The 16,466-nt window shown below is 38.3% G+C and carries 16 protein-coding genes and 1 tRNA gene; 9 read left to right on the forward strand and 8 right to left on the reverse strand.

Going from position 1 to position 16,466, the window contains the following annotated elements; all coding sequences use genetic code 11:
- The first annotated feature begins 126 nt into the window (after nucleotides 1-126).
- The gene (locus G6N06_RS16220) at nucleotides 127-957 is read left to right on the forward strand and encodes a UbiA prenyltransferase family protein (protein WP_163517832.1); all 831 of its coding nucleotides are present in this window, start codon (nucleotides 127-129) and stop codon (nucleotides 955-957) included.
- Here the strand turns inward: G6N06_RS16220 and G6N06_RS16225 are convergent.
- The 8 genes from G6N06_RS16225 to G6N06_RS16260 all read right to left on the reverse strand — a co-directional run bounded on the left by G6N06_RS16225 (nucleotide 940) and on the right by G6N06_RS16260 (nucleotide 7,990).
- Nucleotides 940-1,194, reverse strand: a complete 255-nt coding sequence (locus tag G6N06_RS16225) for a hypothetical protein (protein ID WP_163517833.1) — start codon at nucleotides 1,192-1,194, stop codon at nucleotides 940-942. The genes G6N06_RS16220 and G6N06_RS16225 overlap by 18 nt on opposite strands.
- 2 nt (nucleotides 1,195-1,196) lie before the next feature.
- The gene (locus tag G6N06_RS16230; protein WP_163517834.1) at nucleotides 1,197-1,754 is read right to left on the reverse strand and encodes a sigma-70 family RNA polymerase sigma factor; all 558 of its coding nucleotides are present in this window, start codon (nucleotides 1,752-1,754) and stop codon (nucleotides 1,197-1,199) included.
- Nucleotides 1,755-1,795: 41 nt separating this feature from the next.
- The gene (locus G6N06_RS16235) at nucleotides 1,796-2,698 is read right to left on the reverse strand and encodes a TIGR01777 family oxidoreductase (protein WP_163517835.1); all 903 of its coding nucleotides are present in this window, start codon (nucleotides 2,696-2,698) and stop codon (nucleotides 1,796-1,798) included.
- Nucleotides 2,699-2,837: 139 nt separating this feature from the next.
- On the reverse strand, nucleotides 2,838-3,209 hold the full coding sequence (locus tag G6N06_RS16240) for a hypothetical protein (protein ID WP_163517836.1): 372 nt from the start codon (nucleotides 3,207-3,209) through the stop codon (nucleotides 2,838-2,840).
- A gap of 50 nt (nucleotides 3,210-3,259) precedes the next feature.
- On the reverse strand, nucleotides 3,260-3,763 hold the full coding sequence (locus G6N06_RS16245) for a GbsR/MarR family transcriptional regulator (RefSeq protein WP_163517837.1): 504 nt from the start codon (nucleotides 3,761-3,763) through the stop codon (nucleotides 3,260-3,262).
- 280 nt (nucleotides 3,764-4,043) lie between these two features.
- A complete protein-coding gene (locus G6N06_RS16250; protein WP_163517838.1) occupies nucleotides 4,044-6,080 on the reverse strand; it encodes a M3 family metallopeptidase in 2,037 nt (678 codons plus the stop codon).
- Between the two features lie 200 nt (nucleotides 6,081-6,280).
- Nucleotides 6,281-6,763: a 5-(carboxyamino)imidazole ribonucleotide mutase gene (gene purE, locus G6N06_RS16255; RefSeq protein ID WP_163517839.1), complete on the reverse strand. Its 483-nt coding sequence runs from the start codon at nucleotides 6,761-6,763 to the stop codon at nucleotides 6,281-6,283.
- 72 nt (nucleotides 6,764-6,835) lie between these two features.
- A complete protein-coding gene (locus tag G6N06_RS16260) occupies nucleotides 6,836-7,990 on the reverse strand; it encodes a 5-(carboxyamino)imidazole ribonucleotide synthase (protein WP_163517840.1) in 1,155 nt (384 codons plus the stop codon).
- Between the two features lie 155 nt (nucleotides 7,991-8,145).
- On the opposite strand from G6N06_RS16260, the gene G6N06_RS16265 reads away from it, so the two are divergent.
- The 8 genes from G6N06_RS16265 to G6N06_RS16300 all read left to right on the forward strand — a co-directional run bounded on the left by G6N06_RS16265 (nucleotide 8,146) and on the right by G6N06_RS16300 (nucleotide 16,212).
- The gene (locus tag G6N06_RS16265) at nucleotides 8,146-9,255 is read left to right on the forward strand and encodes an adenylate kinase (RefSeq protein WP_163517864.1); all 1,110 of its coding nucleotides are present in this window, start codon (nucleotides 8,146-8,148) and stop codon (nucleotides 9,253-9,255) included.
- Nucleotides 9,256-9,387: 132 nt separating this feature from the next.
- A complete protein-coding gene (obgE, locus tag G6N06_RS16270; protein WP_163517841.1) occupies nucleotides 9,388-10,386 on the forward strand; it encodes a GTPase ObgE in 999 nt (332 codons plus the stop codon).
- A 262-nt stretch (nucleotides 10,387-10,648) separates the two neighbouring features.
- Entirely contained in the window at nucleotides 10,649-11,374 is a 726-nt protein-coding gene (locus tag G6N06_RS16275; protein WP_163517842.1) for an SDR family oxidoreductase, read from the forward strand.
- Between the two features lie 109 nt (nucleotides 11,375-11,483).
- The gene (locus G6N06_RS16280) at nucleotides 11,484-12,017 is read left to right on the forward strand and encodes a DUF4136 domain-containing protein (protein WP_163517843.1); all 534 of its coding nucleotides are present in this window, start codon (nucleotides 11,484-11,486) and stop codon (nucleotides 12,015-12,017) included.
- Nucleotides 12,018-12,224: 207 nt separating this feature from the next.
- Nucleotides 12,225-13,130: a leucine-rich repeat domain-containing protein gene (locus G6N06_RS16285; protein ID WP_163517844.1), complete on the forward strand. Its 906-nt coding sequence runs from the start codon at nucleotides 12,225-12,227 to the stop codon at nucleotides 13,128-13,130.
- 167 nt (nucleotides 13,131-13,297) lie between these two features.
- Nucleotides 13,298-13,370 (forward strand) — tRNA-Met (locus tag G6N06_RS16290).
- 219 nt (nucleotides 13,371-13,589) lie between these two features.
- Nucleotides 13,590-14,240, forward strand: a complete 651-nt coding sequence (locus G6N06_RS16295) for a class I SAM-dependent methyltransferase (protein ID WP_240338091.1) — start codon at nucleotides 13,590-13,592, stop codon at nucleotides 14,238-14,240.
- Between the two features lie 304 nt (nucleotides 14,241-14,544).
- Nucleotides 14,545-16,212 carry a formate--tetrahydrofolate ligase gene (locus G6N06_RS16300; protein WP_163517845.1) on the forward strand — a complete coding sequence of 556 codons (1,668 nt, stop codon included), beginning with the start codon at nucleotides 14,545-14,547 and terminating at the stop codon, nucleotides 16,210-16,212.
- The last annotated feature ends 254 nt before the right edge of the window (nucleotides 16,213-16,466 follow it).

Consider the following 16,466-nt stretch of genomic DNA (forward strand, 5'->3'; position numbering starts at 1 on the left):
TTCTATGGAATTGAGGCGCCTTTTTACAACCGCGAATTTACGGAAATATTGACCATTTTTAGTTAACGAAACCTAAAGTTTTTAACCAATATAAAGTCTTATCAACACAATGTTTATTTTTGTAAGATGAACAGGTTAAAGCCTTTGATTGATTTTTATATTAATAGCAGCATTCACGTGGCAGTTGCTGTGTTTTCAATGACTTATGTGACGGTATTGGAACTCGGTTTGCCGACAGATTGGCCTCTGTTTTTATTTGTCTTTTTCTCCACGATTACGGGGTATAATTTCGTAAAGTACTTTGGAATGGCGAAGTTTCACCATAGAAGGTTGGCAAGATGGTTGAAAATTATTCAGGTGTTTTCATTGGTATGTTTTTTTTTGATGCTCTGGTTTTTGTGGCAGTTACAACCTCAAACGATTGTCTATGTTGCTGTTTTTGGTGTGGTTACATTTTTATATGCCATTCCATTTTTACCGAAACGGTATTTTGTGGATCGACAAAAAAACTTAAGAAACATTGGTGGTCTGAAGGTGTATGTGATTGCCTTGGTTTGGGCTGGGGTCACTGTTTTACTACCTGTATTGGATAAAAACGGGCTATTTACTTTGGATGTATGGCTCACTGCCATTCAGCGCTTTTTGTTGGTCATGCTTTTGATGTTGCCGTTTGAAATTAGAGATTTGCAATACGACAGTTTGAAGCTGGCTACGATTCCCCAGAAAATTGGAATCAAGAACACAAAGATAATGGGGGTTTTGGTGAGTATGGTTTTTCTAATGTTGGAGTTTTTCAAGGACCAATTGAGCCTAAAATTGATTTTACTAACTTTAGCAGTCACATTGATAACCTTGCTCTTTATAGTATTTGCCAATAAGAAAAGAAGTAACTATTACAGTTCTTTTTGGGTTGAAAGCGTGCCAATATTCTGGCTGGTATTACATCTGATTTTTTAACTGTTGGTTTAAACGGTCTTCCATAAGTTTACGTTCGCTGTACTCCAAACATTCCAAGTTGGAAGATTTTAGAGCCTTGGTCAACTTGGTGTTCCGGTTGACATATAATCTTGTGGTACGGCACCAAAGATATCTGAAACTCAGCTTTACCTTTTCCCACAAGGTAGATTCACGATATTGTGATTTGTCACAAATATGAAATGCTTCTTCTTTTGAAATGATAAATAATCTAAACATTGTTATGATTTAAACCAGTGTTTTTCCATGCATTCTGCCAATGTTAACCGTGCACGATGAATTATGACCCATAAATTAGACGCAGTGATGTTGAGTTCATTACAAATTGTTTCTGTTTCATAGTTTAAAATGGTTTTCATTTTGAACACGGTGGCCTGTCTTTCGGGCAGTTTACTCATACAATCGTAAATGGCATTGCCAAGTTCAATGTTTTCTAGCGTGTCCTGAGCATTTAAATAGGCATCATCTTCTACGCGCTCTTCAAGCCAATCCCCTTCGTTTTCATCTGTACTGTAAGTCATTCTGACTTCAGCTTGACCTTTCTTGGAGTTTATTTTTCTATAATAATCGATGATTTTTCTCTTTAAGATAGAAATAAGCCAAGTGCGTTCACTGGCTTCGCCTTTGAAATTCTTCATCGACTTTAAACCGGCAAAAAAGGTGTCTTGGATGATGTCTTTAGCAATTTCGCGGTCATTGACCCTGCTGATTGTGTAATTAAAGAGATAATCCGAATAAAGTTCAATCCACCTATTAGGGTTGATTTGATGGTTTGGCATCTGTTTTATAGCAATGTGTTTCAAAATTAAGTAAATAAAATTTAATATTTGATCAAATTAACTAAAGCGTCTTGGATGTTCCCATATTTGAAGTTGAAGCCATTTTCCAATAGGCGTTTGGGAATCACGTTTCTGCTTTTGAGAATAAGTTCGGTTTCAGTCCCTATCAGTTTTGCGCCGAAAGTTAACAGCCATTCCGGATGAGAAACGCCAATAGGAATCCCCATTGTTTTTCTTAAGGTCTGCATCAGGGTTTTATTGTCCGTTGGTTTTGGTACACATAGGTTGAAACTACCTGAAAGTTGAGGATGGTCGATTAAAAACTCAACAGTTCTTATAAAATCCGCTTCGTGGATCCAACTTACTTTTTGTTTACCAGATCCTTGAGTGCCACCTATTCCAAAGCTGATCAGTTTTTTTAGAGGGAGGAGTGCGCCACCGTGTTTGCCTAATACGATAGACGTGCGAAGGGCTATTTTTCGAGTCTTGGGATTAGTGATGGAGTAGAAGGCATCTTCCCAAGATTTGGCAATATTCATTGAGAAATCATCGCCAATGATGCCGGTTTCTTCATCGTTTTCATGACATAAAGAGTGTTCATAAATGGTAGCGGTTGAAGCATTCATCCACAGCTTTGGTGGATGTTCACATAGATTAATGGCAAGTCCCAGAATATGCGTGGCGTCGATGCGCGAATCGTAGATGAGTTTTTTATTGGCTTCAGTGTATCTGCAATCCACTGATTTTCCGGTTAGATTAATGAGCACATCAGCATTTTCTAATGCTTTTGTCCATTCACCTAAGTCTTTTGCATTCCAATAGATGTCGTTTTTTAGTTTAGGATGTCTTGTTAAGATGGAGACGTGATATTTGTTTTCTATGAAATAGTTTTCCAACACTTGTCCTAAGAATCCGGTGCCGCCTGCAATTATGATGTTTTTCATTATATCGGTGTTTTATTCCTACCAGTGGTTTTGATACTTCGAGTCTTGTTTCGATCGGGAAAAGACGGTTTAGTATCCGTAGTTTGAACTCACGTCCCAAGGTTCTTGATTTTTTGACACTTTTTTTAAAGCGTTGTGTTTAGTAAAGCTGTTCCGATTTACTCTGCTGAACATGGGAATTCATTTTTTTAAAGATGATTACTGTAAGGTATATGGCCAATACTACGGGAACTGAGACAAAAACATAAGCGAAATTCCCTAATTCGAAATGACTGTTTTCAATCGGGATCCAGGATAAAAAGTATGCGATGACACTGCCAAGATATATTTTGAGATTATTATCTTTTGGATGATTAAGCAACAGGCAAATTCCTAAAACAACTTGTATCAGGCCTGTCAGCATAGTTGAAAGCAAAGCGTAGAATAGGAAAACATTGAAAATAGTTCCCACTAATCCGAGAAGAATTGGTAAGCCTATCGCAAAAAGGTTAAAACGGTGTATTAGTTTCATATCGGTTATTTTAAACTTTCAGAAACTACTGAAAGTAAATTGGAAATTTTTTATTTTATCAGTTTAATCAGAGATTTGGTAATCCAGTTTTGTTGTTGGTTGACAATTTTATTCAGCATGGCATCAGCAGTTTCGGTTAAATCGTAAAGGGCTTTGGTTTGTTTGATCAATTCTTGTGTTTTTTTGGTACCATCATCTCTGATGGAGGAGACCTCCTTTAGAACTTTTACCACGGGTTGAATTTCCCGTCTGCTTCTTTCTTTGGCAATAATCCGTGCCAATTCCTGTACATCCTTTTCTGTGGTAAAATACTCTTTTCGCTCTCCGGGAATTAATTCTTTGGTGACAATGCCCCAATCCATCAGTTGGCGTAGATTCATGCTGGTGTTGCCGCGAGATATATGTAGTTGCTCCATAATATCTTCCATGGACAAAGGCTTTGTTGAAATAAAAAGTAAGGCTTGAATCTGGGCCATCGCCTTATTAATGCCCCAAAGTGTCCCGAGACTTCCCCAGGTACTAATGAATTTTTCCTTTGCTTCCTGATATTCCATGATACAAATATATGATAATTTTCGAACTTTCAAAAATTATTGAAAGTTTATTTTATGATTGATGTGAAATGATTATTGATAATTGGAATTTGCAATGAATACAACTATAAACGTTGGATTCCTCTGGAATCCATACTGTTTTGATAGAATGTGGTATCAAACGTCTTAGAAAATTGAAACAAGAAATCTAAAAGACGCCATAGGCATCCCGCGTTTGTAGCCCCAAATATTCACGCAGTTCACGATCCTGTAGGTGTCGCACCAGTTTAGTTTAGATATTTTAATTCGACGGCATCAATCCCGCACGTTTCAATAGGGCATCAGGTTGTGGTTCTTTTCCTCTAAAGCGTTTATAGAGCACCATTGGGTCTTCAATACCACCTTGTGAAAGCACATTCTCCATAAATTTGGTGGCGACTTCCTTATCAAAAATGCCTCTTTCCTTAAAGAATTCAAAGGCATCGGCATCTAAAACTTCAGCCCACTTATAGCTGTAATAACCAGAGGAATAACCGCCTTGAAAAATGTGGGAAAAGGAGGTGCTCATGCAATTTTCTTTCACATCCGGAAATAATTGAGTGCCTTCAAAGGCCTTTAACTCATGCGCTTTAACATCGGTAATTGAAGTTGGATCGATGCCATGCCAGCTCATGTCCAAAAGTCCAAAACTCAACTGGCGCAAGGTTTGCATCCCTTCATGGAAGGCAGCAGAGTCTTTTATTTTTTGAACCAAATCCATAGGGATCAATTCGCCTGTTTGATAATGGGTAGCGAACAATTCCAAGGCTTCTTTTTCATAACACCAGTTTTCAAATACCTGACTTGGTAATTCCACAAAATCCCAAAACACGCTGGTTCCCGATAAACTAGGATAGGTTGTGTTTGCCAACATGCCGTGAAGTGCGTGTCCAAATTCGTGAAACAAGGTGGTGACTTCATTAAAAGTCAATAATGAAGGTTTGGTTTTGGTAGGCTTTGTAAAATTGCAGACGATGGAAATGTGCGGACGTTCATTTTTATCTCCTTTTATAAATTGGGGTTTGTAACTGGTCATCCATGCGCCGTTGCGCTTTCCTGGTCTCGGGAAAAAATCGGCGTAAAAAATGGCAACCAATTCATCGTTGGCGTCAGTAACTTTATAAGTTAAAACCTCTTCGTGGTATTTATCGATGGTCGTAATTTCTTCAAACACCAATCCAAATAATTTTTGAGCCACTTTAAAAGCGCCATCAATAACATTCTCAAGTTTGAAATAAGGTTTTAGCTTTTCATCATCCAAATCAAACCGACTCTGTTTCAGTTTTTCAGCGTAATATGCTGAATCCCATTTTTCCAATTGGCTAATACCATCTAAAGAATTGGCAAACTCTTGAAGTTCTTTAAACTCGCGGAGGGCTGCAGGTTTAGCCTTGACCAACAATTCTTCCAAGAAGTCTTCTACTTTTTGCGGGGTTTTGGCCATGCGTTCTTCAAGAACAAAGTGAGCATGTGTTTTATAGCCTAAAAGTTGTGCGCGTTCAAACCGCAATTTGGCAATCTGCAAGACATTCTTTTGATTGTCTAAAGCGTCGCCTTTAAAAGCCTTTTTTCCAGCGGCAATGGCTAATTTTTTTCTGAGTGCTCTATTGTCGGCGTAGGTTAAGAAGGGGATATAGCTTGGGTAATCCAAAGTAAATAGCCAGCCTTCCTTGTCTTTGCTTTCTGCCAATTGTTTGGCAGCTTCCAATACGCCTTCCGGCAAGCCTGAGAGTTCTTCCACATTGGTGACCAACATTTCGAAATTGTTGGTTTCTGCCAAAACATTCTCACCAAAGGTCAATTGGAGTTGGCTCAACTGTTTATCAATAGCTCTAAGCTTATTCTTTTTTTCTTCTGAAAGATTGGCGCCATTTCGCGCAAAACTCTTATATTTTTTATCCAAAAGCGTGTGCTGCTCAGTGGTCAACTCTAAAGTGTCTTTTTGATCGTAAATTGCTTTCACCCTTTTGAATAGAGCTTCGTTTAAAGTGATGTCATTGCTGAATTCAGTGATTAAAGGGGATACTTCCTGTGCGATCTTTTGAATGATATCGCTCGTTTCAGCTGAGTTGAGATTGAAAAAAATACTCGAAATCCGATCCAATTGCTGGCCGGTGAATTCTAAGGCTTCGATAGTATTTTCAAATGACGGCGCTTCCAGAGTATTGGTTATGGCCTCAATCTCTTGTTTGGCACTGTCAATGGCGACTTTGAAAGCCGGTAAAAAATCCGTGTCCTTTATTTGAGAAAAAGGTGCCGTGTTATAGGTCGTATTAAAAGATGTATTTAAGATATTCATAAAATGAAATGTTCTGATAATTAAACTGTTATGTGAGATTTTTCTTGCTAAAGAGTTGTAAATCTGATAATTAACTTATTTTTCACAACTATGTATTGATTATATTTATACATTTGCCTAGCAATTGTTAAGAAGTTTCGATAAAGACCCTTTTTAGAATTGATTAATAGCATGAAATCCCTGACATTTGTCGGGGTTTTCTATTTTAAATCTTGAGCGGAAGCAATAACCTTTGCTTTTAAGTCTTCCTTATACGCAATGATTTTTTCTTGGACCTGAGCGTCCGAACTTCCAATAATTTGGGCGGCAAGAATACCCGCGTTTTTTGCGCCATTTAAAGCGACTGTGGCAACCGGGACACCGCCAGGCATTTGAAGGATGGAAAGGATGGAGTCCCAGCCATCAATGGAATTGGTACTTTTAACAGGAACTCCAATCACAGGCAGTGGCGATAACGAAGCAATCATTCCGGGTAAATGTGCGGCTCCTCCTGCACCTGCAATGATTACTGAAAATCCGCGGGTATGCGCGTTTTTGCCATAATCAAATAATTTCTCTGGTGTTCTGTGGGCTGAAACAATATCAACTTCAACCTCAATATTAAACTCTTTTAATATATCGATGGCGTCTTGCATTACTGGAAGGTCACTTTTGCTTCCCATGATGATTCCTATTTTGCTCATAATTTTTTAAACTTCAAATATTTAAATTCCCTGTTAGCCAAGAGGAAGGCAGATTATTGATCTGCTATGTATTTACTGACTAATGACTTTAATTAAATTCTTTACATCCTCGGCAATTTGTCGCGCTTCATTTAAATCTTCATTGACAATCGTTACATGTCCCATTTTTCGAAATGGCCTGGTTTGCTTCTTGCCGTAAATATGCGGCGTAACGCCGTCCATTGCCATAATATCTTCTATATTTTCATAAATGACATCTCCAGAATGGCCTTCGGCACCCACCAAATTGACCATTACCGCTGCAACTTTATTATTTGTATTCCCTAAAGGTAAATCCAAAATAGCTCTTAAGTGTTGCTCAAACTGCGAGGTGTAACTGGATTCAATAGTATGATGTCCCGAATTGTGTGGTCGGGGCGCAACTTCATTCACAAGAATTTGGTCATCTTGAGTTTGAAACATCTCTACCGCCAATAGGCCAACATGATTGAAGGCTTTCGATACTTGTAAAGCAATGTCTTGAGCTTTATGGGCGATTTTAGTACCAATTCTCGCTGGACAAATCACATATTCCACTTGATTGGCTTCTGGATGAAATTCCATTTCTACTACGGGATAGGTCTTGACTTCTCCTTTCACATTTCTACTGACGATAACCGCAAGTTCGTTTTTAAAAGGAATCATGGTTTCTGCAATACATTCGCCATCTTGAAGATCTTTTAAGTCTGCTTTGCTACGCACCACTTTAACTCCGTTGCCATCATATCCAAACTGAGCGGCTTTCCAAACAAATGGCAAATGGAGTCCGCCATTGTCAATAGCGTCTTCAATTTGAGAAAGGTAGGCAAAACGCGTAAAATTGGCCGTTGGAATATTATTGTCCACATAGAACAACTTTTGAGTGGCCTTATTTTGAATGATTTTTAAAGTTTTGGACGACGGAAACACTTTGACGCCTTGTTTTTCTAAGGTTTCAAGAGCATTAGCGTTGATATTTTCAATTTCAATGGTGAGTACATCTACATGCTTTCCAAAATTGACGACCGTTTCATAATCCATTAAATCGCCTTGGGTAAATTCATTACAGGCAATTTTACAGGGTGCTTCATCACTGGGGTCAAGGACACAGGTGTAAATGTCAAATTTTCGAGTTTCTGTAAGCAGCATTTTGCCCAATTGGCCTCCACCTAGAATACCGAGTTTAAAGTTTGAGGAAAAATAATTCATGTTTAAGGTTCTTACAGGGGGAAATCATTTAAATTTATGTCGTTAATACGGCAAAAATACGCTTAAACTCTGAAAGTTGTAAATGAAATCCTGAAATTTCGGGAGTAATTTTTAAATCAAAAGCGTATATTTGCATCTTTTAAAAACCAATGACATTGATTAAGCTTCACGATTTATATTTTAAACCCTTTATATCGGAAAAGGAAATTGATACTGCTGTCCAAAGATTGGTGGACGAGGTGGCGAACGATATAAATGACGAAATTCCTGTATTCGTTGGCGTTTTGAACGGCTCATTCATGTTTGTGAGTGATTTTGTGAAAAAGTATCCAAAACCGTGCGAAGTGACGTTTATTAAATTAGCGTCTTATGAAGGGGTAAAATCAACGGAAGATATTGAACGTCTTATTGGATTGACGCAGGATTTGTCAGGTAGAACCGTTGTAATTCTTGAAGATATTATTGATACGGGCAATACTTTGGAGGAAATCCATCGTATTTTCAAGAATGAAAACGTTAAGGAGCTGAAAATTGCCACGCTCTTTCATAAACCTGAAGCGTACAAAAAAGATTTTAAACTACATTATATTGGTATTAATGTTCCTAAAAAGTTCATTGTCGGTTACGGCTTGGATTATGACGGATTGGGGAGAGATTTGCCAGAAGTATATCAATTAAAAACGACTCAACATATGACTAATTTTGTGCTATTTGGTCCTCCAGGTGCAGGGAAAGGAACACAGGCTGATTTTTTAAAGGAGACCTATAATCTAGTGCATATTTCTACAGGTGATGTGTTTAGGTACAATATCAAAAATGAAACGGCATTAGGGATGTTGGCCAAATCGTTCATGGATAAGGGCGAATTGGTTCCAGATCAGGTCACAATCGACATGCTGAATTCCGAAGTGGAAAAGAATGCAGGTGCCAATGGTTTTATTTTCGATGGTTTCCCAAGAACCACAGCCCAAGCCAAAGCCTTGGATGAACTGATGGAAAGTAAAGATTCACAGATTGACGCCATGATTGCCCTTGAGGTTGATGATGAGGTTTTAGTGGAACGTTTGCTAGGTCGTGGAAAAACCAGTGGAAGACCGGACGATGCCGATGAGCAAATCATCAGAAACCGTATCAATGAATACTATAAGAAAACAGCCATTTTGAAGGATTATTATATGGCTCAGGATAAATACTGTGGCGTAGATGGTGTTGGAAGCATCTCAGAAATTACAGAGCGTTTGAATAAAGTGATTGATGCGCTATAACTGGATTATTGAAATAGAGTGATCTTATGCATTGGGTGTTCGATTTTTAATGAAATCGGGCTTTATCTTTTTTGAACACCTTTATAAATTGGATTTTAATTAAAAAGACTCCCATTTTCGTGGGAAGTGGACATGACCGAAGGAAATTTTGTTGATTATATAAAAATGAACGTCCAATCCGGAAACGGAGGCAAAGGTTCTATGCACTTGCACCGTGAAAAATACATCACCAAAGGGGGGCCTGATGGTGGTGATGGTGGTCGTGGTGGTCATGTCATTATAAGGGGCAACGAAAATCTATGGACCTTATTCCATTTAAAGTTTAAAAAGCATATTAGAGCCGAGCATGGAGGACACGGGAGTGCCTCAAGAAGTACTGGTGCTGACGGTGCAGATGTTTATGTTGATGTGCCATTGGGAACGGTGGTCAAAGACGCTGAGACCAATGACGTCATTTTTGAAATTACCGAACACGGCGAAGAGAAAATTATAGTCGAAGGCGGAAAGGGCGGATTGGGAAACTGGCATTTTCGCACCTCTACCAATCAGACGCCACGCTATGCCCAGCCTGGAATTCCGTTGCAGGAACGCGACATCCTTTTGGAGCTTAAAATTCTGGCCGATGTTGGTCTTGTAGGCTTTCCAAATGCCGGAAAATCAACTTTACTGTCGGTGATTACCTCGGCTAAACCAAAGATAGCCGATTATGAATTTACTACACTTAAACCCAATTTAGGTATTGTGGAGTATCGTGATTTTCAGACTTTTGTCATGGCGGATATTCCTGGAATTATCGAAGGTGCCGCGGAAGGTAGAGGCCTCGGACATTACTTTTTAAGACATATTGAACGTAATTCAATCCTCCTGTTTTTGATTCCTGCAGATGCTAAAGATATTCTTGAACAATATGAAATTTTATTGGATGAGTTGCGTCGCTACAATCCGGAAATGTTGGATAAAGAACGCTTGATTGCCATTTCAAAAAGCGATCTCCTTGATGCTGAGCTTGAAGCGGAACTCAAAATTGAACTCGATAAAACTTTACCAAAAGATTATATATTCATCTCCGCTGTAGCTCAAAAGGGCATCACTGAATTGAAGGATAGACTTTGGAAAATGCTGCATACCTAATTTTAGAATTAATCGTTTCCTCGTTCTGTTTCTTCGAAATTGTGGCGCTCGACCTCAGTTGTGTGATTTCGTTATTTTTTGACCATTAATTTCCAGTTGATAAAGTGGGGCTTCATGATTTTATGATTCTTTTCTACCTTTTTGCTTTCATTTTCAGCATACGAGTCTAAACACTTCTTAAATAAAACATTTAATACAATTTTAGTAATTCTTATGAAGTCTTGGATTTTTCCTTTCGTAACTTTGGGTAAAACGATATAAAATGAAAAATCTAAACCATAAAGTTGCCTTAATTACAGGCGGCAGTAAAGGAATTGGCTACGGCGTAGCCATGAGTTTGTTAAATGAGGGCGTAAGTGTAGCCATAACCAGTAGAGATGAAGCCAGCGCCAAAGAAGCGGCGGCGGAACTTTCAAGGAACTGTAAAACAACAGCGAAAGCGATAGGTATTGAAGCCGATGTTAGGAAATATGAAAGCCAACAAAATGCGGTAAAACAAGTGCTGTCAGAATTTGGACAATTGGACATTGTAGTGGCGAACGCAGGATTAGGGCATTTTGCGCCCATTGAAGAGTTAACTCCGGAGCAATGGCAAGAAACGATAGATACTAATCTTACAGGGGTGTTTTACACAATTAAGTCGAGTGTGGATGCGCTCAAGAAATCAAATGGCTATTTTATTAGTATCTCAAGTTTGGCAGGTACCAATTTTTTTGCGGGTGGTTCAGCTTATAATGCCAGCAAATTTGGGGTTACCGGGTTTACACAATCCGTGATGTTGGATTTGAGACAGCATAATGTCAAAGTGAGTACGATCATGCCAGGTTCGGTGTCAACATATTTTAATGGCAACCAGCCGGATCCAAGCGACGCCTGGAAAATCCAAAGTGAAGATATTGGTGAATTGGTTGTTGGTTTGTTAAAAATGAATGAGCGCACGTTGCCTAGTAAAATTGAGGTAAGACCAACCATGCCCCCAAGTAAATGAAGATAGATTGTTAAATGTTTAGCTAGAATGCCTCTTGCAATTTCCTGTCTTTTGACATTGAGAAATGTTAAAGAGGCATTATTTTTATTACCTTTAAAATAAAAAAACCATGAAAAAATCACTCATCCTACTTGGGCTTTCCCTTATTGTTGTGTCTTGTGCTGCTGTGCGCGTTAATTATGATTATGAAAGAGCCACAGATTTCAATCTCTATAAATCCTATAACTATTATGGCGATATGAATATGGGGATGAGCGAATTGGATTCGAAAAGGCTTTTGGATGCCTTAGATGCGGGCTTGCAGGCGAAAGGCTTGAGTTTATCAGATTCTCCCGATTTTCTAATTAATATAAATAGCAGCAGCTATCAAGAAGCGCAACGCAGTAATATGGGCGTTGGCGTTGGTGGTAGTGGCGGCAACGTTGGCGGCGGAATTTCCATAGGTATTCCCGTTGGGCAAGCAAAGATAACTAGGGAGATTGTATTTGAATTTGTAGATGAAGATAGATCAGGACTGTTTTGGCAGGCCATTAGTGAAAGTTCTTATCAGCCAAATGCTAGACCAGAAGTGAAGGAATCTCAATTTAGAGCCATTGTTGAAAAGGTGTTGTCAGGATATCCACCTGCGCCTAAAAAGAAATAATTGATAAGCAATTCTCTATATATAGTTGTTTCTATTCTCTTCTTTTTATGCTCAATTTTTAGAAATTCCCTATAAATTAAATTGACTCATTATCAATAGATTGTGATTTTCTGTAATTTGAAGTTATGCAGTTCATCGAAAATAATTGGTTATTCATCGATATTATTATACATTCGTTATGTACATGTCCCAACCAAATTTATTTTTATGAAAGCTTTCAAACTTACAATATCGTTATTCTTAATGACCATTTTCTCTTTTGGTCAAATTTCTACTCAAGAAAAAAATGCCCTTATAGAACTTTGCAACTCTACCAATGGTGAGGCTTGGCTCAACCCTTGGGATATTGATTCTCCTGTGGATACATGGCACGGGGTGAACATTGTCGACAATAAGGTAGTTTCACTTAATTTGGATTTCAATAATTTAGTGGGTGTATTGCCGATGGAAATTGGTGATTTAATTCACCTTGAGCACTTAAGCCTATTCAGAAATTCAATTTCGGGTCCTATCCCGGCAAGTATCGGGAAATTAACAGCTCTGAAGGAAATCAACTTAGCTTTTAATAAACTTCATGGTACTATCCCAGAAGAGGTGACAACGCTGTCATCGTTGGAATCTCTGCAACTGTTCATGAACGAATTGTCAGGGCAGATTCCAAACAAGATCGGAAACTTATCAAAATTGAAGACCTTAGAATTATACAATAATAACTTAAGTGGATCCATTCCGCAATCTGTGGAAAATCTTACAAACTTACAAACACTTGTAATCAGCAGTAATACCTTGACAGGAAAACTGCCTTCCAATTTGTCCCAGCTCAAAAATTTGAAATCATTAAGTGTTTTTGACAACCAACTATTGGGTACTATTCCAGAATCGATTGGTGAGTTATCCAATCTTGAAGAATTGGTGTTGTCGAACAACGCTTTTTATGGCGATTTACCTTCACAAATGGTAAAATTGAGCAAGCTTAAGGTTCTTCTTATAGGAAACAATAGTTTTAAAGGAGAATTGGCGCAATTGGAAAAACAGTTTCCTAATTTAATTGCGTTTGATTATCAAAATACAAAGCCTGGTGGGGTCCTTGCTACTTTAGACACAGAGGATTAGCATTAGCATCACAATATGACAGACTCCCAACATTTATTTGTTGGGAGTTTTTTATGAAATAAAGTTTTTATAATCAGAAAAAAGCTATTATATTTGCAGTCCTAAAATGAGGCAGTCGGTATTATGAACCGAGAGTTAAAAGCTAAGAGAATCATTTTAATTTATATCGCGGGATAGAGCAGTAGGTAGCTCGTTGGGCTCATAACCCAAAGGTCACAGGTTCGAGTCCTGTTCCCGCTACTAACAAAGACAAGCCTTTCAAGAAATTGAGAGGCTTTTTTTATGGCCATGGGTACAGAATAACGGAACAAGGATCAAGTCAAAAAGTCGTGAGATTTTGAGATTAAGCATAAAGTGTAGATAATCGATTTAGGAAGAACCCTTCGTTCTTTGCATCTTTGAATTGTGGAATTATGCTTAAAAAAAGTACTCATTAAGAAGAAAGAAAACGGAACAAAAATGTCAAAGAAACCCTGGCCTACTAAAGAAGCGATGGAACAAATTTATGCCATGAAGCTATGGGGCAGTGGCAATTCTGAATTCTATTCAGGAATTGGGTCGCATCATCCAGAAATAATAATACCGTATATAGATGTTTTGGTGTCATTTCTGACGTCTTTTGAAAATCCTCTTGTCGTATGTGATTTGGGCTGTGGCGACTTTAATGTGGGCAAGGAATTGGTGAAGTTCACTAAAAAGTATGTGGCGATAGATATCGTAGCAGATATTATTGCGTATAACAAAGAAAAATTTAAAGAAGAAAATTTAGAATTCCATTGTTTGAATATTGCAGTGGATGATTTGCCTTCTGGAGATTGCGCTATATTAAGACAAGTACTCCAGCATTTATCTAATGTAGAAATACAACGAATAGTCGAAAAATTGGCCGATTTTAAATATGTCATTTTAACCGAGCATTTACCGGAAGCAGACTTTGTCCCCAATAAAGATATTATTTCAGGACAGGGAATTAGACTGAAAAAGGCTAGTGGCTTAGATCTATTGGCTCCACCGTTTAATTTTAAGATTAAAGATGAAAAACAATTAGTGTCTGTTCCTCTAAATGAGGGTAAAGGGATTATTGTGACTACGCTTTATACTATTTTTTGACTTCAGGAATGTTGAGCTTTTGGAGGCTGTTTATATGCTGATTTGTGCCATTCTTTTCTAATTCTCTAGAGGTCATTTTGATACACAAGTGCCTCATTTGGTTTTTTATGTAGAAACACCAATTGTAATACTGAGCTTAAGCTGACAACGGTACCATCTTATTTCCAAACACAATAAACTGACTCGATTTTCTCCTAATTAAACAAGTGTAAACTTCAGTCTTAGAGTTGAGATGACAATAGTCATATTATTTTCTTTAGTGAAACTTTACCTTTATCCCACTTCTAAAATTAACATTATTCTTATGACAGAAATACAGATTGCACAAAGCGTTACCCCTAAACATATCAGAGAAATAGCAGCAAAAATGGATATTGCTGAAGAGAAATTGGAATACTACGGAAACGACAAAGCCAAAATTCCTTTGGATTTAATTGATGAAGACAAGGTGAAATCCAACCATCTTATTTTAGTAACTGCAATTACGCCTACACCTCCTGGTGAAGGTAAAACCACCACTTCCATAGGATTGGTTGATGCGCTCAATATTTTAAAAAAGAAAGCTGTTGCGGTGATTCGAGAGCCGAGTTTGGGTCCTGTATTTGGTATCAAAGGAGGTGCTGCTGGTGGGGGTTGGAGCCAGGTTATTCCTATGGTAGATATCAACCTGCATTTTACGGGAGATTTTCACGCTATTGAAAAGGCAAACAATCTTCTTTCTGCTCTAATAGAAAATAACATTCAAAGCAAATCGAGAAGCTTGGGAATTGATCATAGAACTGTAACCTGGAAGCGGTGTATGGATATGAATGACCGCGGGTTGAGAACTATTGTGGTGGCACTTGGCGGAAAAGCAGGCGGTGTTCCAAGAGAAACAGGCTTTAATATTACTGCAGCATCTGAGATTATGGCCATTCTCTGTTTAGCAACAGACTTGGAAGATCTTAAAGAAAGATGTGGAAATATTTATGTGGGAGACACTTGGGAGGGCAAGCCTGTTTTCGCTAAAGACTTGAATGCAGAAGGTGCTATGGCGGTGCTGTTAAAAGATGCCATAAAACCTAATTTGGTCCAAACATTAGAAGGGTCTCCGGCAATTATTCACGGCGGACCGTTTGCCAATATTGCTCAAGGCACCAATTCGATTGTCGCGACAAAGATGGGGATGTCCTTAAGTGATTATACCATCACCGAAGCGGGATTTGGATCTGATTTAGGCGCGGAAAAATTTATGAATATTAAGTGTCGCGCCGCTGGTATTTCTCCCAAAACCATTGTTTTGGTGGCTACCATTAGGGCCTTAAAATACCACGGTGGAAAGTCCTTAAAAGAAATTACACAAGAAGATGTAGAAGCGCTCGTGAAAGGGCTTCCCAATTTGGATGGGCATATCGCCAGTCTGAAAGGTTTTGGGATTCCTATCGTTGTTTCCATAAACGCTTTTAAATCGGATACAGAAGCGGAGATGCAAATAGTAAAGGAACATTGTGAAAAATTGGGAGTTCCGGTGGCCTTGAGTTATGGTTGGGAGAAAGGTGGTAAAGGATGTTTAGATTTGGCAGAAAAGGTAATTAAAGCCGCGAATTCTTGTACTGATCAATTTCAACCTACCTACAATCTTGATGACAGTATACACGCCAAAATGGAAAAGATTTGTCAAACTGTTTACGGTGGCAAGAAGGTTGTTTTAAGTGATATGGCAAAATCGCAATTACGTAGATTTGAGGCCATGGGATTTGGAAATTTACCTGTCTGTATGGCTAAAACGGAAAAAAGCTTTAGTGATGATCAGAAGCGATTAGGACGTCCTATGCACTTTGATATTCATGTAAGGGAGTTTGAAATTGCCACAGGAGCCGGATTTGTTATTCCAATTGCGGGAAATATGTTGCGTATGCCCGGATTACCAACAAGGCCTGCGGCTGAGAAGATTACCATTGATAAGAATGGAACTATTGAAGGTCTTTTCTAAACTTTGCAATTAGCTGATAGTGTGGATCTTGTTACAATTTCAATAATGGATTTGAAGCCTAGAATATAACTATTGATAGGTACTGACTTGGTACTACTGTCTCCATAAAAGAAGCTTTGGGAGATTCATTCTAATAGGCATTGTAAGATCAGGGCCTTTTACCTAATATAAGCCGAACCTGGCTTAAACATGGTTGTATCTAATGTTTTCTCTTTTCCGTTTTTCCCTTTCTACTGAGTGTTTTTTTGACATAT

It is taken from the genome of Gelidibacter japonicus, from assembly GCF_010725055.1.
Lineage (GTDB): Bacteria > Bacteroidota > Bacteroidia > Flavobacteriales > Flavobacteriaceae > Gelidibacter > Gelidibacter japonicus.